Below are 24,490 nucleotides of genomic sequence, written 5' to 3' on the forward strand. Positions count from 1 at the left end.
CCCTGCCTGGAAGGTGCAACTCCCATGACCACGTTCGCCCCGACCGTACTCACCCCGGAGCAGCGCGAGGCGCTGGCCGCCGACGTCACCGTGGGCGGCGGCAACCTGCTGCGTTCCGCGATCGCCGCGAACCCGCAGCCCGACGTCAAGTTCATCCACTCCTCCCGCCCGATCGGCACCACCGCCGGAGAGTTCCAGCAGGACTTCAGCCTGGTCGAGTTCGACGAGCTCGCCCAGGCCTGGTCGGCCTGGTACCTGGCGCAGGGCGTCCAGACCCGGGACCGGGTCGCGGTGTGGTTCGAGGACTCCATCGCGTACTCGCTGCACTTCTACGCGCTCGCCCAGATCGGCGCCGTGGCCCTGCTGATCAACTCGAACGCCTCCAAGGCGATCGCCACCTCACTGATCGAGCAGTGCACCCCGGTCGGCCTGTACGCCGACCAGGCCCGCATCGACCGCCTCGGCGACACCTCGGGGCTGAGCATGAACTGGGTGCAGTCCCTGGAGGGCCTGCCCGCCCCGCAGGCCGCCCCGCTGCCGGAGTCCTCCTACTGGAAGCACCACGACGAGGACCCGGTCGCGATCCTGCACTCCTCGGGCACCACCGGTCGCCCGAAGCCGACCATCCACACCCACAAGTCCATCGTCTCGGGCCCCAAGTTCCGTCTGATCGACCACACGGAGCAGCCCGGCGCCCTGATGATGACCGCGCTCCCGCAGTCCCACCTCGGCTGCGTGGCGTACACCGTGTACGCCGTCCTCGGCGGCACTCCGATCGTGGCGCTGAGCGACGTCAACGGCGCCAGCCTCACGGCGGCCGTGCAGAAGTTCAAGCCCACCGCCGTGATGTCCTTCGCGCACGCCTACGCCGAGCTCGCCAACCTCGACCTGCCGGTCGGCGCCCTGGACTCGGTCAACGTGTGGACCTCCATCGGTGACGCCGTCCACCAGTCGCACATCACCAAGGTGCTCTCGCTGCGCAGCCCCGAACTGAAGCCCTCCGCCTTCTTCGACCGGCTGGGCACCACGGAGCTCGGCTGGGGCGTCCTGCTGAAGATCCGCACCCTGGACACCGAGCGCAACGACCGCTGCGCCGGAAAGCCGGTGGGCGTGGCCGACGTCGCCATCCTGCGCAAGGACGGCAGCCACGCCAACGACAACGAGGTCGGCTTCCTGGCCGCCCAGGGCCCGGCCATCACGCCCGGCTACTGGGCGGACTCGGAGACCACCTACCGCTTCAAGCTGGCCGGCTACTGGCTGCCCGGTGACATGGCCTACCGGGACTCCGAGGGCGACTTCTTCCTCGTCGACCGTGCCGCGGACGCCATCGAGACGGAAACCGGCACCGGATACTCGGTGTTCATGGAGGAGGTCATCCTCAACGACGTGCCCGACACCGGTGACGTCGCCGTGATCGCCGGCCGTCGCGACGGAGCCGTCGTACCGGTCGCAGTGGTCACCGTCGCCGAGGGCGCCGCCGCCGAGCCGGAGAAGCTCCTGGCGCAGGCCAACGAGGCGCTGAAGGCCGCCGGGCACCCGCTGCTGGGGCTGCTGGAGATCGCCACCTCGGAGGCCGACTTCCCGGTCGGTGTCACCGGCAAGGTGCTCAAGCGCGAACTGCGCGAGAAGTACGCCGACCTGAGCGCCTACGCCGCCGGGACCGAGGGCAAGTCGCTCGCCGCGGCCACGGGGGTCTGAACGTGACCAGCACCACCGACACCGCCACCGGTGCCGCCGCAACCACCGCGAAGGTCGACTTCTACTTCGACCCGGCCTGCCCGTTCGCCTGGGTCACCTCCCGGTGGATCCTGGAGGTCCAGCAGCACCGCCAGCTGGACCTGCGCTTTCGAGTGATGAGCCTGTACGTGCTCAACGAGGGGCGCGAACTTCCCGGCTGGTACCGGGAGCTCGTGGACAACTCGCTGGCCCTGACCCGCATATGCACCGCGGTCGCCCAGGCCCACGGCGAGGAGGCGCTGCCCGCCCTCTACACGGCCCTCGGCACCCGCATCCACAACGGCGGCAACAAGGACTACCTGGCCGTCGCCGAGCAGGCGCTCGCCGAGACCGGCCTGGCCGCCGAGTTCATCGAAGCCGCGCACAGCGAGGCCCACGACGAACTGCTGCGCAAGAGCCACCACGAGGGCATGGACCCGGTCGGCGAGGACGTGGGCACCCCCACGCTCCACATCGACGGAGTGGCCTTCTTCGGGCCCGTCCTCAACTCGATCCCCCGGGGAGAGGAGGCCACGCGCATCTTCGACGGCGCCCGCGCCCTCGCCAGCTTCCCCGACTTCTTCGAGCTGAAGCGGACCCGTACCGGAAAGCTCAAGTTCGACTGACCAGACCGCCCGGGACCGTCCCCGCCCGCGCCTCGCGCCGTGCGGGGACGGTCCGCGCCCGAACCCGACTGAGGAATACCGGATCATGAACACGCTGCAGCCCGCCGAAGTGCGCCCGGACGCCTTTGTGCTGACCGGATCCTTCCTGGTCGTGTGCCGGGCACCCCTGTACCTCGCCGAACTCGCCCGCCGGGGACTGAAGATCCTGCTCATCACGCCCTCCGCCTGGCGTGAGGAAGCGCTGGCAGCCGCGCAGGACCCCGAACATCCGGCGCACGCCATCGACGAGTTCGCCTTCGTCGACGGAGACGTGGGCCGGGAGAACTCCTACGTGCCCGGTGTCATCTCCGCCGCCCGTCGCTGGCGTGAGCGCTACCGCCTGGTCGGCGCCTACGCCGTCGGTGAGACCCAGGTCGAGCCGACCGGGCTGCTGGCCGACGCCCTCGGGGTGCCCACCCCGGGGCTGCGCGCCACCCGGGCCTGCCGCAGCAAGTACCTTCAGCGCTGGTACCTGCCCGAGTTCAGCCCCGCCTCGCTGATCGTCTCCGGTGAAGACCGCGCCGGGCTGGACCCGCAGGCCGTGCGTTACCCGGCCGTCGTCAAGCCCGCCGGCCGGCACTCCAGCTCCGGCGTGGAGACCGTGGACGGCCCCGACGCGCTGCTGGCCCAGCTGGCGACCTACCCCGAGCACGAGACGGTGCTGGTGGAGGAGAAGATCGCCGGCCAGGAGTACAGCGTGGAATCTCTGGTCCAAGGCGGCCGGATCATCTTCGCCTCCGCCACCCGCAAGGACACCACCGACTCGCACGCCCGCACCTTCGTGGAGCTCTCCCACACCGTGCCCAGCGACAGGCCCGGTGACGAGGCGGCCCTCCTCGAAGCCAACGCGCGGCTGCTGGCCGGCCTCGACTTCCGTGACGGCATCGCGCACGCCGAATGGCGCATCGACGCCGAAGGCCGTCCCTTCCTGATGGAGGTGGCTGCCCGCACCCCCGGCGACGGACTGTGCGTGCTGTACGAACTGGCCACCGGAGCTCCGCTGGAGCCGCAGATCGTCAAGATCGCGCTCGGTGAGCCGGCCGCCTACCCGGCGCCCGTCCGAGTGGCCCGCCAGGTCTACCTGGAGCATGCGCCGGGCGTTCTGCGGGACGTCACCGTCGAGGGCTTCGACACCGTCCCGGCCTGGGTCGGCGACGGCGGCCTGTGGCCGCGTATCGAACCGGGAGCGGCCACGGAGGGCCCCGCTCTGCGTGCCGTGTTCGTCCACAAGGACCGTGGGGCGGTCCTCGGGGAGCTGCGCAGCTCCGAGGACAGGGCGGTGTCCTTCTTCATCGACGCGCCGACCGTGGCCGAACTCGACGCTCTGGAAGAGCGGGTGCGGGAGGCGATCACCGTGACCACGGCCGCGCCCGCGCAGCCGCTGCCCGAGAGCATCACCCACGTGCTGGTCGGATACAGCCCCGTGATGCTCGGCAAGCTCGACGGTCGGCTGCCCACGGACTCGGTGCTCGTGCTGGAGGAGCCCGCGGTCATCGAGGCCCGCGCCCTGGAGGACCTCGCCCAGCGGCACCCCTGCGTGGGCGCGCTGCTGCCGGCGCCCTCCCAGGACGAGGAGCACCCGGACCGGATCACCGCGGCCGTGCCCCGCCCAGCGCGGGTGCGCGTGGTCGTCCCCGTCGTCGAGTACGGGGTGGTGGTCGCCGCGGCGCTCGCCGAGGACTGGGGCCTGCCGGGAGCCGGCCCCAAGGCGGCCCGGGTACTGCGGGACAAGGGCCTGCTGCGGGCGGCGCTCGCCGGTACCGACCTGGCCCAGCCGGACTGGGCGGTGGTCGGCAGCGCCGAGGCGGTGGCCGCGTTCCGAGCTGCGCACGGTGGCCTGGCGGTCCTCAAGCCCGCGAACCGTCAGGCCAGCCTCGGCGTACAACTCCTCGGCCCGAAGGACGATGTGCAGGCCGCCTGGGAGCACACCACCGGTGCCGACGAGCCGGCGCTGCGCGCCCAGTACCCGGGCACTGCCCGCTTCATGGTGGAGGAGCGGCTGCACGGTCCGGAGGTGAGCGTGGAGGCGGTCGTCCACGAGGGCGTCCTCGGCTTCACCAACATCACGGCGAAGAACGTGCTTGACTCCCGGTACCCGGTGGAGACCGGTCACACCGTGCCGGCCGATCTGCCGCAGGAGAGCGCGGCGCAACTGCGTGAAGCCCTGGCCCAGCTGGCCCAGACCATCGGCTTCCGCTCCGGGGTACTGCACTCGGAGTGGATACTCGCCGAGGGCGACGGGCGTCCGCACCTCGTGGAATGCGCCGGGCGGATGCCCGGCGGCGGGATCACCGTCCTGATCGACCTCGGCTACGACACCGACATCCTCGACGCCCTGCTGCACGTGCTTGAGGGGCGTGGTCCGGTGGAGCCGCTGCCCGCCCGGCGGGCTGCCGCCGTCCGGTTCCTGACCGCCGGACCCGGCCGGGTCGAGGCGATCACCGGAACCGCCGAGGCCAGGGACGCAGAGGGCGTCCACGAACTGCACCTCGCGGTCGCCCCCGGCGACGACGTGCGCCCCACCACCAGCTCCTGGGACCGGGCCGGTTACGTCATCGCGACGGGGCCGGACGCCGCTGCCGCGGCGGGCAACGCGGAGCGGGCGGTGGCTCTGATCGAGATCCGCACGTCCGCGGTGGAGCCCGCGGGGCGTCGGGCGGGAGCTGCGGCCGAAGGGACCCAGCGGTGAGACTGCCTTCCTGGCGCGACTACGTGCCCGCTACCCGGGCCGGACGCACCTTCGCGGTGATCTCGCTGGTCAACGCGGCCGGCACCGGGCTCTTCCTGGCCGCCTCCGCCGTGTTCTTCGTCCGCTCGGTGGGGCTGACGGTCGCCGAGGTGGGCGCCGGTCTGGCGATCTCGGGGGTGGTGGGCTTCCTCACCACGGTGCCGATCGGCGCCGCCGGGGACCGCTTCGGCGCCCGACGTACCCTGGTCGCCCTTCAACTGTGGCGGGCCGGTGGCTTCGTAGCCCTGTGCTTCGCTGAGGGCGTGGTGGTCTTCACCCTCGTCTCCTGCGCGTTGGCGGCGGCGGAGGCAGCCACCCAGCCGATGACCCAGGCGGTGGCCTCGGCGACCGTGGCGGGGGCGGATCGCACCCGCACCATGGCCATCATCCGGACCGTCCGCAACGTGGGCTTCTCCCTCGGTGCGTTGTTGGCCGCCCCCCTGTTGGCCGCCGACAGCATCTGGGCGTACCGGGGCATCGTGCTCGGTACCGCGGTGGCCTTCGTCGCTTCGGCCCTGATGCTGACCCGGCTGCGCATCGAGGGCGCCGACGTGGTGCAGCGCAAGGTGAACCCGCTGACCGCGATCCGGCAGTTCCGCGACTGGCGCTACGGCCTGCTGGCCGGTCTCAACGGGGTGCTGAACCTGCACGTGACGCTGCTGTCGGTGGGCATCCCGCTGTGGGCGCTGGAAGCCACCGAGATGCCCGCCGGTCTGCTGCCGGTACTGGTGCTGATCAACACACTGATGTCGATCGTGCTCCAGGTGCCGGTGGCCAAGGCCGCCGAACGCGCGGGTGGCGCGGTACGGGCGCTGCGGCTGGGCGGGGTGGCGCTGGTGCTGTGCTGCGTGGCGCTGGCCCTCGCCGCCGGACCCGCCTCACCGTGGGCGGCGGGCGCCGTCCTGGTGCTGGCCTGCGTGCTGTTGACCTTCGGCGAGATGTGGCAGGCCACCGGTGGATGGGACCTCAGCTACGCGTACGCCCCCGAGGACCGCAAGGGCGTGTACCTGTCGGTGTTCAGCCTCGGGGGAACCGGCCAGCGCATCGTCGGCCCGGCTCTGGTCACCTCGGTGGTGATCGTGGCGGGACCGGCCGGCTGGCTCGGACTGGCGGCGCTCTTCGCTCTGGCCACGCTGCTCGTCACCCCGGTCACCCGGGCACTGGACGGCGCCTCGGCGTCTGCCACCGCCGCCGAGGGACCCGCAGCGTCCGCTGCGTCCGCACCCGTAGAAACCGCCGCTGAAGGGCTCAAGAAGTGAACGACCCCAAGGAACTGTTGCTCGTCGGTGTCGGCACGATGGGCCGCCCCTACCTGGACGCCGCCGCCCGACTCGGCCTGCGAGTACGGGCGGTGGAGTCGGCCGCGGCCTGGGAGGGCCGGCCGGTGGACCTGGCCGAGCGGTTCTACCGGGTGGCGGGCTCCCGCGACGAGGCCTGGGTCGCCGGGGTCGCGCAGGCGGCGGCCGAGGGGGTTCCGGACGGTCTGATCGCCTTCGCCGAGCCGCACGTGTTGTCCGGGGCGCTGGCCCAGGACCGCTACGGGCTGCGCGGGCCTTCCCTGCACGCGGCGGTCATCTCCCGCAACAAGGCGCTCCAGCGGGCCACCTTCGGCGCGTTCGCAGTGCCGCAGCCGGAGCACCTGCACGTGGGCCGGATCGAGGAGGCCCGCGACTGGATGCTGGAGCGGCTGCCCGTGGTCGTCAAGCCGCTCTCCCTCGCCGGTAGTGAGGGTGTGGAGCTGGTCCGGGACGCCGAGGCCGTGGCGGAGGTGGTGGCACGGCGTGCCGCTGAGGGCACGGTGCTGGTCGAGGAAGCCATCGGCGGACCCGAGTACAGCTGGGAGGCGCTGGTCCGAGACGGCGAGGTGGTGTTCGAGAACATCACCGAGAAGGAGACCACCGCGCCGCCGTACTTCGTGGAGCTGGCGCACCGCTGTGGGCATCGCTTCGAGGGCGAACTCGCCGCGCAGGTAAGCGATCTGACGGGACGGGTGCTGGGTGCGCTGGGAATGCGCACCGGCCTGGTCCACCTGGAGTTCAAGGTGGACGCGCGCGGCCCGGTACTGATGGAGGTCGCGGTGCGCACCCCCGGTGACTACCTGCCGGACGCGATCGGCTTGACCTACGGATTCGACCTGTACGAGGAGGTCGTCAAGCTCGCGATGGGCCTGCCCGCGGGTGAGTTGCCCGAACGTCCCGTCAGTTACGCCGCCACGGTGTTCCCGACCGCGGCGACGCCGGGCACGATCCGGGAGATCGTCGGGGTCGAGCAGGTGGCGGCCCATCCGGCGGTGGTACGGGTGCGCTTGCGTAAGAAGGTGGGTGACGAGGTCCGTCCCCTCACCTCGTCCTCGCAGCGCATGGGCCACGTGTTGGTCAACGCCTCCTCGCCGACCGAGCGGGAGGAAGCCTTGAAGTTCGTTCGGGAGAACCTGCGCGTGGTGACCGGGCCCGCGGGGTCCGCCGCGTCCGTCGAGAACAGCTGAGCCGGAGGAAACCCCCCCATGAACCATCCACTCGTCGGCACGGTGGCCACCTCGTTCGAGGACCTGGTGGGCAACACGCCACTGCTGCGCTTGCAGCTCGACGGTCTGCCGCAGACCGCCCACGTACTGGCCAAGCTGGAGGCCGCCAACCCGCTGTCCAGCATCAAGGACCGGGCCGCGCTGTTCATGATGCGTGCGGCCGAGGAGTCGGGGGCACTGGCCCGTGGCGCCGTCGTCATCGAGTCGACCTCCGGCAACACCGGCATAGCGCTGGCCGCGTTGGCCGCCACCCGTGGCTACCCCTGTCTGATCGTGTTGCCCGACAACGCTTCCCAGGAGCGGGTGCTGACCCTGCGCATGCTGGGCGCCACCGTGGAGTTCACCGACCACAAGCTGGGCTTCGCCGGCTGCGTGGAGCGGGCCGAGGAGCTCCACGCGTCGATACCCGGATCCTGGTACGCCCGCCAGCACGAGAACCCCGACAACGTGCGCGCCCACTACGAGTCCACCGGACCGGAGATCTGGCGGGATGCGGGGGGACGGGTGGACTACCTGGTGTGCGGGGTGGGCACCGGCGGCACGCTCACCGGCACCGCCCGGTACCTGCGCGAACGCAACCCGCGGCTGAAGGTGGTCGCGGTGGAACCGGCCGGCTCCCCGCTGCTGTCCGGCGGCGAGCCGGGTCCGCACCGCATCCCGGGTCTGAACGGTGGGTTCATCAGCCCGGTCACGGACACGGCCCTGATCGACGAGGTCGTGGTGGTGGCCGACGAGGACGCCGCCGCCACCACCCGGGCGATCGCCGCCCGGACCGGTCTGCTGGTGGGCATCTCCGCGGGAGCCGCCGCTTACGGCTGTGTCGAACTCGCCCGCCGCCACGACCTGTCGGGCGCGACCTTGGCCACTGTCTTCCCTGACAGCGGGGAGCGCTACCTCAGCTGGTGGCCGCCGGAGGAGTCCGCGGGAGAAGGTGCCGTATGACCTTCCGTGACCTGCACCCCAACCTTCGGCTGCGCATAGGCGTCGGCTTCGTCCAGCGGTTCTTCGACATCATGCTGGTGCCGCTGATGGTCATTCACTTCGCGGGCCTGTACGGGGCGGCCACCGCCGGCGTGATGACGCTGTGCGCCGCGCTGGCGACCATCAGCTGCAACCTGGTCGGCGGGCACCTGTCGGACACTTACGGCCGCCGCCCGGTGCTGCTGGCCGGCGAGGTGGGGTCCGCCCTGTCCTACGTGGGACTGGCCCTCGTCGCCTCGCCGCTGGTCGGCGGCAACGGCATCGCGATGTACGCCCTCTACCTGTGCGCGGGCTGCTTCGCGGGGATCGCGCTGCCCGCCAACGAGGCGATGATCGTGGACGTTTCCACCCCCGCTTCGCGCACCGCCGTCTACACGATCAACTACTGGTCGATCAACCTCGCCTTCATGCTGGGCTCGCTGGTCGGCGGATTCCTCTACGGCGGCTACTTCTTCCAACTGCTCACCGCGGCTGCCCTGGGCACCGGCCTGATCTTCCTGGTGACCTGGTTCGGGATCACCGAGACCGCACCGCCCGGCACCGTGGAGAGCCCGCGCGGCGTGAAGTCGGCGCTCACCGGATACCTCTCGGTGGTCCGCGACCGGGTGTTCCTGCGCCTGGCGGTGGCGGCCCTGCTGATCCGCTCCATCGAGGTGCAGATCTCCTCCTCCATCGCGGTCCGCCTCGGCAACGACTTCACGCCCCAGCGGCTGCTGCACATCGGGTCCTGGGAGTTCACCGTCGACGGCGTGAACATGCTCGGCATCATGCGGGCCGTCAACACCCTGCTGGTGGTCTGCTGTGCACTGTGGGTCGGCAAGCTGTTCGGCAAGCTCGACGAGCGCCGCCGACTGACCTACGGAATCGTCGTCTTCACCGCCGGCTACCTGGTGTGGACGGTGAGCGGGGACGCCTGGACGCTGATCGTCGCGACCTTCGTGGTCACCGCGGGCGAGCTGATGAACGCCCCCGTCAAACAGACCCTGCTGGCCAACCTGGTCCCCAGCGAGTCCCGCACCAAGTACATGGCCGCCTACGGGCTCCAGGTCCGCTTCGGCCTGCTCGTCGGCTCACTGTGCGTGACCTTGGGCTCCTTCGTCGGAGTGTGGACCATGGCGGCGCTGTTCGGTGCCTTCGGCGTGGCCGCCATCGTCTTGTACCGGTCGTTGTTCCGTGCCGTGGACGCCCGCGCTGCGGCCGAGCCCACGACGCAGGCACTCGCATGAGCGCCGCCGGCCGGTGGCGCCGCCGGATACGGGAGACCCTGGACGTGGTCGTCGCCCGCGACCCGTCGATCCGTTCCCGGAGCGAAGCACTGCTGCACCCCACCGTGCTGACCTTGCTCGGCCACCGGACCGGCAACCGCCTCTACCGGGGGCGCCACTACCGATCCGCCCGGCTGGTCTGCTTGGTGACCAAGGCGATCACCGGTGGAATCGAGATTCATCCGGGGGCCCGGATCGGCCGCCGGTTCTTCATTGACCACGGCAGTGGGGTGGTGATCGGGGAGACCGCCGTCATCGGTGACGACGTGTCCCTCTTCCACCGCGTCACGCTCGGTTCCACCGGCTGGTGGCATGACCGGGCCCGTGCCGAACAGGAGGCCGGCGAGCCCCGCCGTCACCCCAGGCTGGGCAACGGGGTGACCGTGGGCGCGGGCGCCACCCTGCTCGGCCCGATCACCGTCGGCGAAGACGCACTGATCGGCGCCATGGCGCTGGTCCTGCACGACGTGCCCAAGGGCGCGCACGTACGGGCGCCGGCCGCCCGCACCCACGAAAGGGATGAGCCAAGTTGAGCGCGAACAATCGGATCCTGATGGTCATGCCGTACCGCCAGTTGGTGGAGAAGGCCGTGGCCGCCGGGTTCGAGGTGTGGTCGATCTGGGACCCGACGCAGCAGTCCGCGGCCTACCTGCGGGACGTGGCCGCGCACTCCGTCGAACTGCTGCTCGCCGACTTCGACGACGAGCGGGCGCTGCGCCGCCTGGTGCGGGAGACCGCCGTGGCCAAGGACGTCGCCCGGGTGCTGCACCTGGGCAAGGAAGCGACGATGCTCGCCGTCGCCGAGGAGGCGCACGCCCTGGGGCTGGCCCCCAACCCGCCGGACGCGGTGCGCCGGCTCAACGACAAGGCGGCACTGCGCGGACTGCTCGCCGAGCACGACCTGTCCCCGGTTCGGACGGCCGTGGTGGACGGTCCCCGCCAGGTTCCTGAGGTCCTGGACGGCTTCGGTTTCCCGGCGGTCGTCAAGCCCACTCGGCTCCAGGGCAGCTCGGGGGTCCGCCTGGTCCGTGGACCGGCCGAACTCGACTCCTGGGCACAGGAGGTAGACGCCCTCGGCTACACCGGTCCGGTGCTGGTCGAGGAGTACCTGCGGGGGGCCGAGTACAGCGTGGAAACCCTCAGTGCCGAAGGCCGACACCAGGTCATCGGCATCACCGCCAAGCAGACCACCGACGCCCCCCTGTTCATCGAGACCGGGCAGCTGTTCCCCGCGCCGCTGCCCGCGGACACCGCCGCGGCGGCGGCCGGGCTGGTCTGCGCCCTGCTCGACGCGGCCGGCCACCGCTTCGGGCCCGCTCACACCGAGCTGATCCTCACCGCTCAGGGCCCGCGCATCGTGGAGTCCCAGGCCCGGCTCGGCGGCGACCGCATCCCGCACCTGATCCGCATCGCCACCGGCTTCGACATCGAGGCGGCGGTCTTCGAGCTGCTGGCCGGGCGTACGGTCGAGCCCGGCCCGGCCGCACGGGTCGGCGCCATCTCCTTCTTCCAGTTGGAGCCGGGCACGGTCAGCCGGGTCGAGGGCCTGGATGCGATCCGCGCCCTGCCGCACGTCCACGACCTGCACTTCCCGCACCGGGTGGGTGAGGTCCTGCCGCACACCGTGAACTCCGGCAGCCGGCACGGGTTCGTGGTCCTGGAGGCCGCCGACGCGGTGCGGGCCGCGGAGCTGGCCCGCACCGCCCGCTCCCAGCTGACCGTGGACACCGGAGCCGAACTGGTCAACGCGGTGCGCAGCGAACCCAAGCAGCCGATGGTGCCTGAGCGAACCCTGCTGCTGCTGGGGCATCTGACGGAGCCGATCCGCCAGGCCAAGGAGCTCGGCCTGAACGTGATCCTGATCCAGCACAAGGACAAGTTCGACCCGGAGCAGGCCCGGCTCGCCGATGTCACCTTCATCGCCGACTTCACCGACTGGGCGGTGGTGGAACCGCTGGCTCGTGCCGCTCATCAGCTGTGGCGGTTCTCGGCCGCGCTCTCCCTGACGGAGCCGGGCCTGGAGATCGCCGGCCGGATCAATGACCTCTTCGGCCTCGGTGGCACCGGCCACGAGCCGGCCCGGCTGCTGCGCGACAAGTTGGCGATGCGCCGTCATCTCGCCGAGCATGCGCCGCGGTTCGCGGTCCAGGCGGAGCCACTGACCGGTCGGGACGCGCTGGCGGCCTTCGGCGCAGCCCACGGCTACCCCTTCGTGGTCAAGCCGGTGGACCTGACGGCGGGCTTCGGCATCTTCAAGGTCACCAAAGAGCAGGACGTCGAGGCCGTGTGGCAGCGCATCAGCTCGGTGCGGGAACGCGGAGTGGACCGCGGCACCACCCTCTACCAGGTCACCGAGTACCTGATGGAGGAGTACATCGAGGGCCCCGAGTTCAGCGTGGAGTCCTTCAGTTTCGCGGGCCGGCACGTGGTGGTCGCGATCACCGAGAAGCTCGTCGACGAGGAGCACTTCGCCGAACTGGGCCACGCCCTGCCGGCCCGGCTGGAGCCGGCCGAGGAGCAGCAGATCACCGAGGCGGTGGCCGCGTTCCTCACCTGTGTCGGCATCCAGGACGGGCCCGGCCACACCGAGCTGAGGCTGAGCCCGCGCGGTCCGCTGATCATCGAGGGCCACAACCGCAACGGCGGTGGACGCATCCAGGAACTGGTCGCCGCAGCCTACGGAATCGACCTCACCCACTACGCGCTGGCCTGGCCCTTCGGCTTGGTCGAGCCGCTCGCCGGCCGCCCGGAGCCGGTCGCCGCCGGCTGCGCCCGCGGGCTGACGGCGGCCCCCGGCAAGGTGGTGTCCGTGGAGGGCGTCGAGGAGTTGCGCGCCCATCCGGCGGTGCTCGCGGTGGACCTCGCGGCCCGTGCCGGCTCCCGGGTCCGGCCGATGCAGGACAACTGGGACCGGTTGGGGCTGCTCGCCGTCACGGCCTCCGACACCGACAAGGCCGTGCTGTTGTGCGAGGAACTCCTCGCCACCCGGCTGACCGTGCGCATGGACAAGGACGGAGCGGGAGCATGACCGTCGTCGTACTGGACCGGCCGCCGGCCACGGGAGCCCTGCCGTACGCGGAGTGGCTCGCCGGCTCCGGGCGCGACCTGGTGCTGCTGACCGGCACCCCGGGTCCGCGCCCGGGCTTCACCGAGGTGCATGTGATGGCGCGGTACGCGGTCACCGCCGCGGTGGAGACCACCGTCCTGGCGCTGGCCCGTCGTAGTCCGGTGACCGCTGTGGTGGCCCTGGACCCGGCGGATCAGTTGCGTGCCGGCGCGCTGCGGGACCTGCTCGGCGTGCCCGGCCAGAGCCGGGACACGGCACGGCTGCTGCTTGACCCGATCGCGTCGGCCGACGTGCTGCGCCGGTCGGGGATCCCGGTGGTGCGCCGGGCCGAGGTCCGTCGGGTGCTGGATCTGTACCGGTACGGGCACGAGTGGGGATACCCGCTGGTGGTCCGGCGGCGCCGGGCCGCGGGGCGTCGGGTGCTCGCCGTGCTGGAGGACGAGGCGGCGCTGCGGTCCTTCGTGCGCGGGGGGTTGACCTCGGGCCGGGCGGGTTCCGTACCGGATCTGACGGTGGAGCCCCCCTGTCCCGGTGCGCGGCACGTGGGTCCGGGGCTCGCGGTCACCGATGCCGCGCTCGCGGCACTGCCGGTGGAGCCGGGACATCCCCGTGTCGTGGAGGCCGTCCGTGCCGATGGCGACTGGCTGATCGACGGCGTTCGTTACGAGCCGGCCGAGGACCCGCGGGCGCAGGTGCGCGCGCAGGTTTCCTCGGCCGGGCTGGCTCTGGAGGGGATCTAGGTGAGTGTGCTCGTACTGCACCACATGGGCTCGCTGAACGCCGTGCCCTATGACCGGTGGTTGGCGGACTACGAGGGCGACGTGGTGCTGCTGGCCTGTGCGAGGCAGCTGGCCCTGGTGGCGGAGGAGCTGCCGCACGGTGGTGGCTACCTGCACGCGGAGGCCGTGGTCGGTTACGAGGACTCCGGTCTGCTGGAGGAGCGGGCGCTGGAGCTGGCCCGGACACACGGCGTGCGGCACCTCGTTTCCTGCCACGAGTTGGACCTGGATCGGGCGGCTGGGCTGCGGGAGATCCTGGACCTGCCGGGGCAGCGGCTGGATTCGGTGACGCCGTTCCGCGACAAGGGGTCGATGAAGGAGATCGCCTCCGGTGCGGGCCTGGCGGTGGCGCCGTGGCGGGACGTGGAGTGCGCCGGCGACCTGCTGGGGTTCGTGCGGGAGCACGGCTTGCCGGTGGTGGTCAAGCCACGGGACAGCGCGGGTTCGATGGGCCTGCGGATCCTGCACACCGAAGTCGAGCTGTCGGCCTATCTGGCGGACGAGTTCGACCTGTACTCGGGCGATCATCCGAACCTGATCGTGGAGGCTTTCGTCCGCGGGCCGATGTGCCACGTGGACGGATTGGTGCTGGACGGCAAGGTGGTGTTGTCCTGGCCTTCGCAGTACCAGTACGCGCTGGCGACGTACCGGACGGACACCGGTCCGCGGATGGACCTGACCTTGGACGTGGACGATCCGCTGGCCAAGCGGCTGCTGGAGTTCACCGAGCGGCTGCTGGAAGCGATGCCCGGTCCGCCGAACTTCACTTTTCACGCGGAGGTCTTCCACACGCCCGATGACGAGTTGGTGCTGTGTGAGATCGCCTGCCGCACGGGCGGCGCCGCGATCCGCGACATCATGCGGACCCTGTTCGGGGTGGACCCGACCGAGGCATGGGTGAGGGCGCAGCTCGGCCTGTCGTTGCCGGCGGAACTTGGTTCGGGCGGGGTCCCGTTGGCGCCACGACAGATGTCGGGTCAGATGGTGCTGATGAAGCGGCCCGGTCGGGTGGTGGAGGTGCCCCTGGAGGCACCTGACTTTCCCTGGATCGAGAAGTTCCGGGTGTTTGTGAGGCCGGGACAGGTGATGGAGGCGGCTGCGGGTTCCTCGGACTTCCTGGTCACCGTGCTGGTTTCGGGGCGGGACCGGGCGCAGTGCGTGGAGCGGCTGCGGCAGGTGGAGGAGTGGTTCATGGCCGCTCTGGTGCTGGAGCCGGTACCGGCCGGCTGAGCGGGGATCGGTTCCAAAGGGTGTGGGGCGGCCGTCGGGCCGTCCCGTGGGGGGCCGGGTGCGGGGGGTCGACGCGCCCGGCCCGCTCGTTTTCGGCCGCCGTGCCTCGCGGCCGGGCAGGCCGGTCCCGGGGTGCGGGTTTGTGCAGCCGGCGCCGGGCGGTGCGGGTGGGTGCAACGCCCGGCGCGCGGGGTGCGTCAGGCTCCGGGTGCGAAGGCCGCGGCCACCTGCAACACCAGGTCGTTCGCCTCGGGCGTGCCGACCGTGACCCGGACGCCCTCGTCGGGGAAGGCCCGGACCAGCACCGCGCGGGCGGCGCAGGCCTCGGCGAAGGCGGTGGTGCGTTCGCCGAGCGGGAGCCACAGGAAGTTGGCTTGCGAAGTGGGGAGTTCAAGGCCGAGGTCGCGCAGGCCCGATTGCAGCCGGTGGCGCTCCTTGACCAGTTCTTCGACCCGTCCCATCAGTTCGTCTTCGGCGCGCAGCGAGGCGACGGCCGCGGCCTGGGCCATACCGGTGACACCGAAGGGTACGGCCGCCTTGCGGATCGCGGTGGCGTGCTGCTCGTGGGCGACTGCGTATCCGATCCGAAGCCCGGCCAGGCCGTAGGCCTTGGAGAAGGTGCGCAGCACGATCAGTTGGGGCCGCTCGCGGTAGAGCTCGATGCCGTCGGGCACGTCCGTGTCGCGCACGAACTCCCTATAGGCCTCGTCAAGGATGACGGGGACGTGGGCCGGGACGCGGTCCAAGAACCGTTCCAGTTCGGCTCGGCGCACCACGGTGCCGGTGGGATTGTTGGGATTGCAGACGATGACCGCCTTGGTGCTTTCCGTGACGGCGCCAGCGAGGGCGTCGAGGTCGTGGACGTGTCCAGCGGCCAAGGGCACCTGTGTGGAGCGTCCTCCGCAGATCTGCGTGAGGTGCGGATAGGCCTCGAAGGATGGCCAGGCGTAGGCGATTTCGCCACCGGAGGTCCCCAGGAGCGAGTGCAGGAGATGCAGGGTGACGCCCACCGATCCGGCGCCGGTGGCGATATGCGCGGTCGGCACGGACAGGTGTTCGGAGATCGCCGCGATGACGTCGGTGGAGAAGCGGTCGGGATACCTGTTGATGTGGCTGGTTTCGTTGCGTAGGAGTTCCTGTACGGAGGGCAAGGGGGGGTAGGGGTTCTCGTTTGCGGAGAGTGCGTGCGGGGTGACGGAAGTCATGGGGGGCACCTTTCCGGTGCGGCGATACGTGCGAAACGTGCGTGCCGGCAATGGCCGGCGATGGCCGGCCGTTGCCGGGCAACGCTGCCGCAGGAGGTTGGAATCCAGTGAACGCGCGCCGGCATCCGGGGGGTTGAGCCGCTCGGGGGCGTCGCGTGAGTGAGCCTAGGAGCTGTGCCCGGCGCCCGCAAGATCCTTGGGGGCTACGGGGAAGTCCTCCTCCGCTTCCTCGCGGAGTTCCTGGTGGGTGGTGGCCGAAAGGTCCGGGGTCAGGCTTCCCTCCGTTGCTTCCTTGATGCCCATCAGGTACCCGAGCTGTAGGCGGTGCTGAGCCCCGTATTCGTCTTTCAGTCGTGCCACATGTGATTGCAGTGAACGGAGGCTGAATCCGAGGCGGCGGGCGATCTCCCGGTCCGACCTTCCTTCGATCAGCAGTTTGCAGATGGCGTCGCGTATCGCAGGGATTATCTCGGCTGCGGCGTCCGCGGCGCGTACCGGAAGGAACGGATAGGGTTCGGCCCGGTCCCAGGCCCTTTCGAAGATATCCACCAGGAATTTAACCATGGCGGGCTCGGAGACGATCACGGCCGTCGTGCGATCGGCGTTCGCCGGAATGAACGCGATCTTGCGGTCCACGATGATCAGACGGTCGAAGAACTCGGCGAGCGTTCTGATCTGTGCACCGTACCCGGTTACGGTCCGGACGTATTCCTTCGTCGGCTCGTCGAAGCGGGTGCTGTGCTGGTAGAGCGTGCGCATGGACACGCCGGCGGCGATCCGCTCCTGCACGGCGGCGAGCGCCTTGTCGAGCACCACACCCGGACGGGGACCATCCGGTTGTGCGGTCAGAATCTCGGACGTGGCGTCGTCCAGTGAGCACTGTATCGCGGCGGCTATCTCGGGCAAGCCCTGTATGTACTCGAACCCCGAGCTGGTGCCCGTCCCCGGTTTCGAAGCGGAGGGCTGTTGCTCATTTGAGGCGATGAGTTCGGCTTTTGTGGCCAGCGTGCGGGACAACTCCTCCAGGGCGATGGCCGCGCCGCGCAGGGTGTCGGCGGGCCCGGCCGTGGGCATGGGGGCATCGCGGTCGGCGGCGCCGTCCTCGTGCGGGCCGACCCCGGGTCTATGTGTTGTGTCCGCTGAGTCACCTTCGTGCCACCGTGCATGCATTTGCATCCCTCGTTTCGCAGCAGTGCGCTGACCCGAAGTATCCATGATCTTTTCCGGGTTCTCCAGGGGTGTCACAGTTGTCCGTGCGGGGAGGGAAGCTGTTCTTCAAGAGGGTTTCTCATCGAGTCAACGACGGAATGACGGGTTCCAGTTCGCTGGCCAGAAACACTCGGCCGGAAAGTAACGGCTGTTCATCCCAATAGCGGCGCGCATCTTAATTGCCCGCCCCGGGCATCGCTGCGGAAGTCCATTGATTGGATATTCCCCGCCTGTCAAACCGTGTTTTATCAGGAAAACTCAGGAAAGCAGGGAAGGGGACTTTTATGTCCGGGGGGATTTCCATGACGCTGCGTTCGGTCCGGAACGGCGTCGCCAAGGGCACCGCGACGATGGCCTGCGCCGTCGCTCTGGGAGGGTCCGTGACGACCGCCGTGGCCGGCTACACCGGCACGCAGGACGTCGGCTGGAACCGGGTGGTGCTCTTCGCCGCCCCGCACCTCGCTGACGTGGGCTGGAACAGCCTGGACGACGTCGGCTGGAACAGCTTCGGCACCGAGGACGTCGGCTGGAACCGGATGGTCGCCGCCCCCAAGTCGGGCACCGAGGACGTCGGCTGGAACAGCGTCCTCGCGGCCCCGCTCTCGCACACCGCCGACGTGGGCTGGAACGCGCTGGCCGCCTGAGCCGCCGTCCCACCGCCCTCCTTCCGTCCCACCGCCAAGCGGAGATCGACACGTGAACAGCAGACACTCGGAGATCGGCATCGTCGGGGCGGGGCCCCGCGGTGTGTCCGTCCTGGAGCGACTATGCGCCCAGGAGCGGAAATCGCCCTCGTGCGACCGCCTGACGGTCCACGTCATCGACCCCTCGCCGGCCGGACCGGGCACCGTTTGGCGTACCGCGCAGCCCCGCCACCTGCTCATGAACACCGTGGCCTCGCAGGTCAGCGTGTTCACCGATGCCAGCGTGGACATCACCGGCCCGATCGAGGAGGGCCCCAGCCTGTACGAGTGGGCCCAGGCCCAACTGCGGGCCAGCGCCGAGGGGGTGCCCGTCGACCTCGACGACAGCGCCCTGGCCGAGGCGCGTGACCTGGGGCCCGACTCGTACCCCACCCGGGCCTTCTACGGGTACTACCTGACCTGGGTCTTCCAACGGCTCGTCGCCACCGCTCCCGCGCACCTGACCATCGAGGTCCACCGGGCGCTGGCGGTCGCCCTGGACGACGAGCCCGGTGGTTCCCAGCAGCTCCGACTCTCCGACGGCACCCTGCTCGACGGGCTGGACGCGGTCGTCCTCGCGCAGGGCCACGTCCCCGCGGAGTCCACCGGCACCGAGATCGAGCTGGCGGCGTTCGCCCAGGCGGGCGGCCTGACCTATGTGGCGCCCGCCAACCCGGCCGATGTGGACCTCAGCGGGATCGAGCCGGGCCAGGCCGTCATCCTGCGCGGCATGGGCCTGAACTTCTTCGACCACATGGCCCTGTTCACCCTCGGCCGGGGCGGCAGCTTCGAACGGGTCGAGGGCCGGCTGGTCTACCGGGCTTCGGGTCGGGAGCCCCGGCTGTTCACCGGCTCGCGCCGCGGTGTGCCGTACCACGCGCGCGGCGAGAACGAGAAAGGGGCACACGGGCGTTACTTCCCACGCCTGTTGACCGCCGCCAGGGCCGCCGAGCTGCGGGTCCGCAGCGCCGCCGGCGACTGGATCCGGTTCGGGACCGAGCTGTGGCCGCTGATCGCCAAGGAGGTCGAAAGCGTCTACTACGCGGCGCTGTTGGCCGGTCGCGGTCAGGACGGCGAGGTGTTCGCGGAGCGGTACCTGGCCGCGGAGCAGGGCGCGGAGGAAGCCGCCCTGGTCCAGGCGGCCGGGGTTTCGAAGGCGGAGGTCTGGGACTGGGACCTGGTAGCCCGGCCCTACGGCAAAAGGGAGTTCACCGACTACGCCGAGTATCGGGCGTGGCTGCTCGACTACCTGCGCGCCGACGTGGAGCACGCCCGGCAGGGCAACGTCAGCGGTCCGGTGAAGGCTGCCCTGGACGTGCTGCGCGACCTGCGCAACGAGATCCGGCTCGCGGTGGACCACGGTGGGCTGGAGGGCAACTCCCACCGGGACGACCTGGAGGGCTGGTACACCCCACTGAACGCCTTCCTCTCGATCGGCCCGCCCGCCTCCCGCATCGAGGAGATGGTGGCGCTGATCGAGGCCGGGGTCATCGAGCTGACTGGTCCTGGTATGCGCGTGGAGACCGTCATCGACTCGGACGGGCCTGCCTTCATCGCAGGATCCAGCATGCTGACCGATGTTCAGCTGAGGGCAACCGCCCTGATTGAAGCAAGACTTCCCGAACCCGACCTCCGCCGCACGGCTGACCCCTTGATGCGCCACCTCCTGGACACCGGCCAGTGCACGACGTACCAAATACCAGGAGAATGCGGTACGACCTACGAGACGGGTGGTCTTTCGGTCACCGAACGCCCCTACCGGGTGCTCGATGCGCGGGGTCGCGTCCACCCCCGGCGCTTCGCCTACGGCGTTCCCACCGAGTCCGTCCACTGGGTCACCGCGGCCGGCATCCGACCCGGCGTCGGCTCCGTCACCCTGGAGGACTCCGACGCGATCGCCGCCAGCGTGCTGGCCCTACCGCCCACACCGGACCGCGAGCCCGGGACGGCGGACCGCATCGGGGCCCGGGCATGAGTGAGGAGGGCGGACCGGTACCGGTGCCCATCGACTCCGGTCTGCTCTCGCCCGTACGGGTCGGCACTCCGGTGGAGGCCGCCACCTCCGACCAGGCCTACCTGCAGGCGATGCTCGACGCCGAGGCCGCGCTGGCCCGTGCCCAGGCGGGCCTGGGCACGCTGCCGGCATCGGCGGCGGCGGTCATCACGGCCGCCGCCCGTGCCGACAACCTGGACCTGCTGGCCCTCGCCCGGGCAGCGAGGGAAACCGCCAATCCGGTGGTGGGCCTCGTCGCGGCCTTCACCCGGGTGGTCGCCGCCACCGACGAGACGGCCGCCGAGTACGTGCACCGCGGTTCCACCAGCCAGGACGTGCTCGACACCGGCACCATGCTGGTGGCACAACGCGCCCTGAAACTGATCCGGGGGGACCTGCACCGCGCCGCCGAGGCGCTGGGCCACCTCGCGCAGACCCACCGGGACACCCCGGCCGCCGCCCGTACCCTGACCCTGCACGCCGTCCCCACCACCTTCGGGTTGAAGGCGGCCGGCTGGCGCCAGCTGGTCCTGGATTCCGCGGACCGGCTGGACAAGGTGGCCGAGGGCGGACTGCCGGTGTCCCTCGGCGGCGCCGCCGGCACCCTCGCCGGCTACCTCACCTACGCGGCCATCGACGGCGACGTCACCGACACCGGCGACTACCTCGACCGGCTCACCGAGGCCTACGCGGCGCAGACCGGACTGGCCCGGCCGTCCCTGCCCTGGCATGCGCTGCGCACTCCGCTGCACGACCTCGGTGCCGCCCTGGCCCACACCGCCGCCGCCCTCGGCAAGATCGCGGTGGATGTGCAGGTCCTCACCCGTACCGAAGTCGGCGAAGCCACCGAACCCGCGGTGGCCGGTCGCGGCGCCTCCTCGGCGATGCCCCACAAGCGCAACCCCGTACTGGCCACCTTGATCCGCTCGGCCGCCCTCCAGGTTCCCGCGCTCGCAGGAGCCCTGACGCAGTGCCTGACCACCGAGGACGAACGGTCCGGCGGCGCCTGGCACGCCGAGTGGCTGCTGCTGCGCGAGGCCCTGCGGCTGGCGGGCGGAGCCGCCTACACCGCCGCCGAACTGGCCACAGGCCTCGCGGTCAACCCGCCGAGGATGCGCGCCAACCTCGACCTCACCGGAAGCCAGATCGTCTCGGAGCGCATCGCAGCGGTCCTGGCACCCCGCCTCGGCAAGGCGGTCGCCAAGCAACTACTGACCCTCGCCTCGGCCACCGCCGACCGCGAGGGCCGCAGCCTGGGCGAGGTGCTTGAGCAACTCCCCGAAATCCAGGGGACTTTCAACGAGGGGGAGCTCGCCGGACTCCTCGATCCCACCCGGTACACGGGAGCGGCGGGCCCGCTGGTCGACCGCGCCCTGAAGAGAAGAGGGACCCCTCCGCTGTGACCGTCACCCAGTTGACCGAGCACCCCATCGACACCAGCCATCCGGGTCGCCTGAACCCCCCGATGCTCGACTCCGGCCTGCCCGCCGCCCAGCAGCCCAGCTGGCCGGACCCGGCCGCCCTCGCCGCAGCCGCCGGCGCCCTCGCCGCCAGCCCCGCCCTGGTCCTTCCCGAGGAGTGTGACCGGCTGCGCGACCGACTCGCCGCGGTGGCCCGCGGCGAGTCCCTGCTGCTCCAGGGCGGAGACTGCGCAGAGACCTTCGACGGCGTCACCCAGGAGCAGGTCACCGGCAAGTTCCGCACCCTCAACCAGATGGCGGCCGTCATCTCCGAGGGTGCCGTCATGCCGGTGGTCACCCTCGGTCGGATGGCCGGCCAGTACGCCAAACCGCGTTCCAGCCCGATGGAGACCCGCGACGACCAGTCGTTGCCGGTCTACCGGGGCGACCTGGTCAACGGCCAGGACTTCCACACCGACTCAAGGACTCCCGACGCGGCCCGGCTCGGCCGGGCCTACCGGGTCTCGGCGACCACCCTGAACCTGCTGCGCGCCCTGACCGCGCGACAGAACACCGAGTTCTGGACCAGCCACGAAGCACTGGTCCTGGAGTACGACAGGGCGTTGACCCGGGGCACCCCGTCGGGGGCCTACAACCTGTCCGCCCATCTGGTGTGGGTCGGTGAACGAACCCGCCAGCTGGACGGCGCACACATCGACTTCGTCTCGCGCATCCGCAACCCGGTCGCGGTGAAGCTCGGTCCCACCACCACCCCCGATGACGCACTCGCGCTCGTCGACCGGCTCGACCCGGACCGGGAGCCGGGCCGCCTCACCTTCATCTCGCGCATGGGCGCGGGCGCAGTCCGGGACGTGTTGCCCGATCTGGTGGCGAAAGTGACGGCCTCCGGCGCCCAGGTGGTGTGGATGTGCGACCCCATGCACGGAAACACGTTCTCCGCCGCCAGCGGGCACAAGACCCGCCGTTTCGCCGACATCCTGGACGAGGTCCGGGGGTTCTTCGAAGTGCATGCCGCTCTGGGCACCCACCCGGGAGGCATCCACGCCGAGCTGACGGGCGAGCACGTGACCGAGTGCCTGGGGGGCACGTACGAGGTCACTCCCGCCGACCTGCCGATCCGTTACGAGTCCGCCTGCGATCCGAGGCTGAACCGCAGCCAGTCGCTGGACCTGGCATGGGAGCTGGCCGATCTGTATGCCAAGCATCAGCTCAGCAGGAGGTAATCCAATGCAGGCCCTGACACGCGCCGAGGACTTCCGGTGTATGCACGAGCGGACCGAACCGGGGGACCCGTTGGTCATCCCGAACGTCTGGGACGCCGTGAGCGCACGCGCCTTCGAGGCAGCAGGCTTCCCGGTGCTCGCCACCTCCAGTGCGGCGGTCGCCGCCGTCCTGGGGTACGAGGACGGCGGCCACACCCCGGCGGACGAGATGTTCGCCGCGATCGCCCGCATCGTGCGGGCGGTGGACGTACCGGTGACGGCCGACATCGAGGCCGGCTACGGCCTCGCCCCCGGGGAGATCGTCGAGAGACTCCTGGAAGCCGGCGCCGTCGGCTGCAACCTGGAGGACTCGGACCCGCTCACCGGGCAGGTCAAGGACCCGACGCAGCACGCGGACTGGCTGGCGGAGGTCAGCGTCGCCGCCGGCGACCGGCTCGTCCTCAACGCCCGGATCGACACCTTCCTCTTCGGTGACCGTTCGGTGGAGACGGCCGTCAAGTGCGCCCGCCTGTACGTGGAGGCGGGCGCGGACGTGGTGTTCCCGATCCTGGCCCCGGCCGAGCTCCTCCCGGACATCGCCGAGTGCATCAAGCGTCCCGTCAACGCGCTGTGCCTGCCCGGCGGCCCCACCCCGGCCGAACTGGGCACGCTGGGAGCCTCCCGGGTCACCTTCGGCCACACCCTCCACGCGAGGGCCACCACCGCGATCCAGGACCTGATCAAGCAGGTATCCGGGCGCTGACCCACCCGCGGCCGGGGCCCCGATAGGGTCCCCGGCCGCTCGGACACCGAGGCTCAAGGGCCCGGACCTCTCAATGGCCCACTGCACGAAGACCGGACCTCGGGGAGGAGCGCGACTCTCTCCTCCCCGAGGAGGTTCCGCAGCGACACGCGGTGCTGACTGCGGTATCCCCGGCCGGCGTTACCCGACGGCGCGGGTGCAAGCTGGAGGCATCGGTAACGGACGGGCAGCAGGGGAGCGGCACATGGACACGGTCGGCGAGAACCGCCGCGGCGGCACGGTGCGAGCGGCGGCCGGGACGGCCGCCGCTGGGTTGGCGGCGGCAGGCGCCCTGCACGTGGCCTGGACCCGCACCCCATGGCCGCTCAGCTCACCGGCCGAATTCGCCTCCGTGGTCGTCGGCGTGGAGGAGTCCAGGCTGCCCTCCACCACCGCAACCCTCACCGTGGCCGGGCTGCTCGGCACCGGCGCCGCACTGGTCGCGGCCACCGGCGCCCGCCCACAGGGCCGGCTGATCCGCTCCGGGGTGTGGACGGTGGCCGGGGTGCTCGCTGCCCGAGGTCTCGGTGGACTCGCCGCATCGAGCCTCGAACTCGGCAGGTCCACACCCGAGTTCCGCCGCTGGGACCTGCGGCTGTACTCGCCGCTCTGCCTGACCCTCGCAGGCCTGAGCGGGTACGTGGCTGCTCGCACTCGATCCGTCGAGCCCACCGCCTGAGCCCTCCACCAGCGCGCCCAAGGGCCAGGCAGTTGACTTCCTCCCCACGGCTAGAGCCGGGGGATTCCAACCAGCTCGAAAGTGGGTTGGACCGGTGCTGCCTCGCGGGGTCCCGGAAGTTCCTGCTTCACCGACCGCCCAGCGGCGAGGTCTCCACAGGCTGCCACCGCATGCCCTGCGGCGCTGAGGACGTTCTTCGCCGCGTTCAGGTCGGCGTGGTCCCGGTGGCCGCAGGCCGTGCACACGAAGGCCGCTTGGCTCTCGCGGTTCTTCGCGTCCACGTGCCCGCACCGGTTGCACGTGTGCGACGCGAACAGCCGTGCCTCGATCCGTCCGCCCAG

General features: G+C 70.9%; 20 protein-coding genes. 17 read left to right on the top strand and 3 right to left on the bottom strand.

The window, feature by feature from the left end:
- Positions 1-24: 24 nt before the first annotated feature.
- The 11 genes from ACFYMC_RS11705 (at position 25) to ACFYMC_RS11755 (ending at position 14,955) form a co-directional block, all read left to right on the top strand.
- On the top strand, positions 25-1,698 hold the full coding sequence (locus tag ACFYMC_RS11705) for an AMP-binding protein (RefSeq protein WP_388522476.1): 1,674 nt from the start codon (positions 25-27) through the stop codon (positions 1,696-1,698).
- Entirely contained in the window at positions 1,695-2,342 is a 648-nt protein-coding gene (locus ACFYMC_RS11710; RefSeq protein WP_388522702.1) for a DsbA family protein, read from the top strand. Before ACFYMC_RS11705 ends, ACFYMC_RS11710 begins: the two co-directional genes overlap by 4 nt.
- An 85-nt stretch (positions 2,343-2,427) precedes the next feature.
- Positions 2,428-5,070, top strand: coding sequence for an ATP-grasp domain-containing protein (locus ACFYMC_RS11715; protein WP_388522479.1), 2,643 nt, complete (start codon positions 2,428-2,430; stop codon positions 5,068-5,070).
- Positions 5,067-6,368 carry an MFS transporter gene (locus ACFYMC_RS11720; protein ID WP_388522482.1) on the top strand — a complete coding sequence of 434 codons (1,302 nt, stop codon included), beginning with the start codon at positions 5,067-5,069 and terminating at the stop codon, positions 6,366-6,368. The genes ACFYMC_RS11715 and ACFYMC_RS11720 overlap by 4 nt, the downstream gene beginning before the upstream one ends.
- Positions 6,365-7,594 (top strand): ATP-grasp domain-containing protein, encoded by a 1,230-nt coding sequence (locus tag ACFYMC_RS11725; protein ID WP_388522485.1) that lies wholly within the window; start codon positions 6,365-6,367, stop codon positions 7,592-7,594. Before ACFYMC_RS11720 ends, ACFYMC_RS11725 begins: the two co-directional genes overlap by 4 nt.
- A gap of 18 nt (positions 7,595-7,612) precedes the next feature.
- Positions 7,613-8,575 (top strand): PLP-dependent cysteine synthase family protein, encoded by a 963-nt coding sequence (locus ACFYMC_RS11730; protein ID WP_388522488.1) that lies wholly within the window; start codon positions 7,613-7,615, stop codon positions 8,573-8,575.
- On the top strand, positions 8,572-9,840 hold the full coding sequence (locus tag ACFYMC_RS11735) for an MFS transporter (protein WP_388522491.1): 1,269 nt from the start codon (positions 8,572-8,574) through the stop codon (positions 9,838-9,840). Before ACFYMC_RS11730 ends, ACFYMC_RS11735 begins: the two co-directional genes overlap by 4 nt.
- A complete protein-coding gene (epsC, locus tag ACFYMC_RS11740; protein WP_388522493.1) occupies positions 9,837-10,412 on the top strand; it encodes a serine O-acetyltransferase EpsC in 576 nt (191 codons plus the stop codon). Before ACFYMC_RS11735 ends, epsC begins: the two co-directional genes overlap by 4 nt.
- Positions 10,409-12,907, top strand: a complete 2,499-nt coding sequence (locus tag ACFYMC_RS11745) for an ATP-grasp domain-containing protein (RefSeq protein ID WP_388522496.1) — start codon at positions 10,409-10,411, stop codon at positions 12,905-12,907. Before epsC ends, ACFYMC_RS11745 begins: the two co-directional genes overlap by 4 nt.
- Positions 12,904-13,686, top strand: coding sequence for a hypothetical protein (locus ACFYMC_RS11750; protein WP_388522498.1), 783 nt, complete (start codon positions 12,904-12,906; stop codon positions 13,684-13,686). The genes ACFYMC_RS11745 and ACFYMC_RS11750 overlap by 4 nt, the downstream gene beginning before the upstream one ends.
- The gene (locus tag ACFYMC_RS11755; RefSeq protein ID WP_388522501.1) at positions 13,687-14,955 is read left to right on the top strand and encodes an acetyl-CoA carboxylase biotin carboxylase subunit family protein; all 1,269 of its coding nucleotides are present in this window, start codon (positions 13,687-13,689) and stop codon (positions 14,953-14,955) included.
- Positions 14,956-15,152: 197 nt separating this feature from the next.
- On the opposite strand, the gene ACFYMC_RS11760 is transcribed toward ACFYMC_RS11755, so the two are convergent.
- Complete coding sequence (locus ACFYMC_RS11760; RefSeq protein ID WP_388522503.1) at positions 15,153-16,211, bottom strand: histidinol-phosphate transaminase; 1,059 nt, start codon at positions 16,209-16,211, stop codon at positions 15,153-15,155.
- A gap of 114 nt (positions 16,212-16,325) precedes the next feature.
- The gene (locus tag ACFYMC_RS11765; protein WP_388522506.1) at positions 16,326-17,234 is read right to left on the bottom strand and encodes a LuxR family transcriptional regulator; all 909 of its coding nucleotides are present in this window, start codon (positions 17,232-17,234) and stop codon (positions 16,326-16,328) included.
- A gap of 419 nt (positions 17,235-17,653) precedes the next feature.
- Here ACFYMC_RS11765 and ACFYMC_RS11770 point away from each other — a divergent pair, with 419 nt between their 5' ends.
- The 6 genes from ACFYMC_RS11770 (at position 17,654) to ACFYMC_RS11795 (ending at position 24,149) form a co-directional block, all read left to right on the top strand.
- Entirely contained in the window at positions 17,654-18,013 is a 360-nt protein-coding gene (locus tag ACFYMC_RS11770; RefSeq protein ID WP_388522509.1) for a hypothetical protein, read from the top strand.
- 52 nt (positions 18,014-18,065) lie between these two features.
- Positions 18,066-20,027, top strand: a complete 1,962-nt coding sequence (locus ACFYMC_RS11775; protein WP_388522512.1) for an FAD/NAD(P)-binding protein — start codon at positions 18,066-18,068, stop codon at positions 20,025-20,027.
- Complete coding sequence (locus ACFYMC_RS11780; protein ID WP_388522515.1) at positions 20,024-21,448, top strand: lyase family protein; 1,425 nt, start codon at positions 20,024-20,026, stop codon at positions 21,446-21,448. The genes ACFYMC_RS11775 and ACFYMC_RS11780 overlap by 4 nt, the downstream gene beginning before the upstream one ends.
- Before the next feature lie 62 nt (positions 21,449-21,510).
- Positions 21,511-22,689 (top strand): 3-deoxy-7-phosphoheptulonate synthase, encoded by a 1,179-nt coding sequence (locus tag ACFYMC_RS11785; RefSeq protein ID WP_388522705.1) that lies wholly within the window; start codon positions 21,511-21,513, stop codon positions 22,687-22,689.
- A gap of 4 nt (positions 22,690-22,693) precedes the next feature.
- Positions 22,694-23,431, top strand: a complete 738-nt coding sequence (locus ACFYMC_RS11790; protein WP_388522518.1) for an isocitrate lyase/phosphoenolpyruvate mutase family protein — start codon at positions 22,694-22,696, stop codon at positions 23,429-23,431.
- Between the two features lie 244 nt (positions 23,432-23,675).
- Positions 23,676-24,149: a DUF3995 domain-containing protein gene (locus ACFYMC_RS11795; RefSeq protein ID WP_388522520.1), complete on the top strand. Its 474-nt coding sequence runs from the start codon at positions 23,676-23,678 to the stop codon at positions 24,147-24,149.
- 50 nt (positions 24,150-24,199) lie between these two features.
- Here the strand turns inward: ACFYMC_RS11795 and ACFYMC_RS11800 are convergent, their stop codons facing one another.
- On the bottom strand, positions 24,200-24,490 hold the full coding sequence (locus ACFYMC_RS11800) for a zinc ribbon domain-containing protein (protein WP_388522708.1): 291 nt from the start codon (positions 24,488-24,490) through the stop codon (positions 24,200-24,202).

It is taken from the genome of Streptomyces sp. NPDC006879 (genome assembly GCF_042869595.1).
Classification (GTDB): domain Bacteria; phylum Actinomycetota; class Actinomycetes; order Streptomycetales; family Streptomycetaceae; genus Streptomyces.

What these genes read in the sequence shown, in the direction of transcription:
- ACFYMC_RS11705 (WP_388522476.1), top strand. Translation starts at nt 25, where the DNA reads ATGACCACGTTCGCCCCGACCGTACTCACCCCGGAGCAGCGCGAGGCG.
- ACFYMC_RS11715 (WP_388522479.1), top strand. Translation starts at nt 2,428, where the DNA reads ATGAACACGCTGCAGCCCGCCGAAGTGCGCCCGGACGCCTTTGTGCTG.
- ACFYMC_RS11730 (WP_388522488.1), top strand. Translation starts at nt 7,613, where the DNA reads ATGAACCATCCACTCGTCGGCACGGTGGCCACCTCGTTCGAGGACCTG.
- ACFYMC_RS11735 (WP_388522491.1), top strand. Translation starts at nt 8,572, where the DNA reads ATGACCTTCCGTGACCTGCACCCCAACCTTCGGCTGCGCATAGGCGTC.
- epsC (WP_388522493.1), top strand. Translation starts at nt 9,837, where the DNA reads ATGAGCGCCGCCGGCCGGTGGCGCCGCCGGATACGGGAGACCCTGGAC.
- ACFYMC_RS11750 (WP_388522498.1), top strand. Translation starts at nt 12,904, where the DNA reads ATGACCGTCGTCGTACTGGACCGGCCGCCGGCCACGGGAGCCCTGCCG.
- ACFYMC_RS11765 (WP_388522506.1), bottom strand. Translation starts at nt 17,234, where the DNA reads ATGCCCACGGCCGGGCCCGCCGACACCCTGCGCGGCGCGGCCATCGCC.
- ACFYMC_RS11770 (WP_388522509.1), top strand. Translation starts at nt 17,654, where the DNA reads ATGTCCGGGGGGATTTCCATGACGCTGCGTTCGGTCCGGAACGGCGTC.
- ACFYMC_RS11780 (WP_388522515.1), top strand. Translation starts at nt 20,024, where the DNA reads ATGAGTGAGGAGGGCGGACCGGTACCGGTGCCCATCGACTCCGGTCTG.
- ACFYMC_RS11785 (WP_388522705.1), top strand. Translation starts at nt 21,511, where the DNA reads ATGCTCGACTCCGGCCTGCCCGCCGCCCAGCAGCCCAGCTGGCCGGAC.
- ACFYMC_RS11790 (WP_388522518.1), top strand. Translation starts at nt 22,694, where the DNA reads ATGCAGGCCCTGACACGCGCCGAGGACTTCCGGTGTATGCACGAGCGG.
- ACFYMC_RS11795 (WP_388522520.1), top strand. Translation starts at nt 23,676, where the DNA reads ATGGACACGGTCGGCGAGAACCGCCGCGGCGGCACGGTGCGAGCGGCG.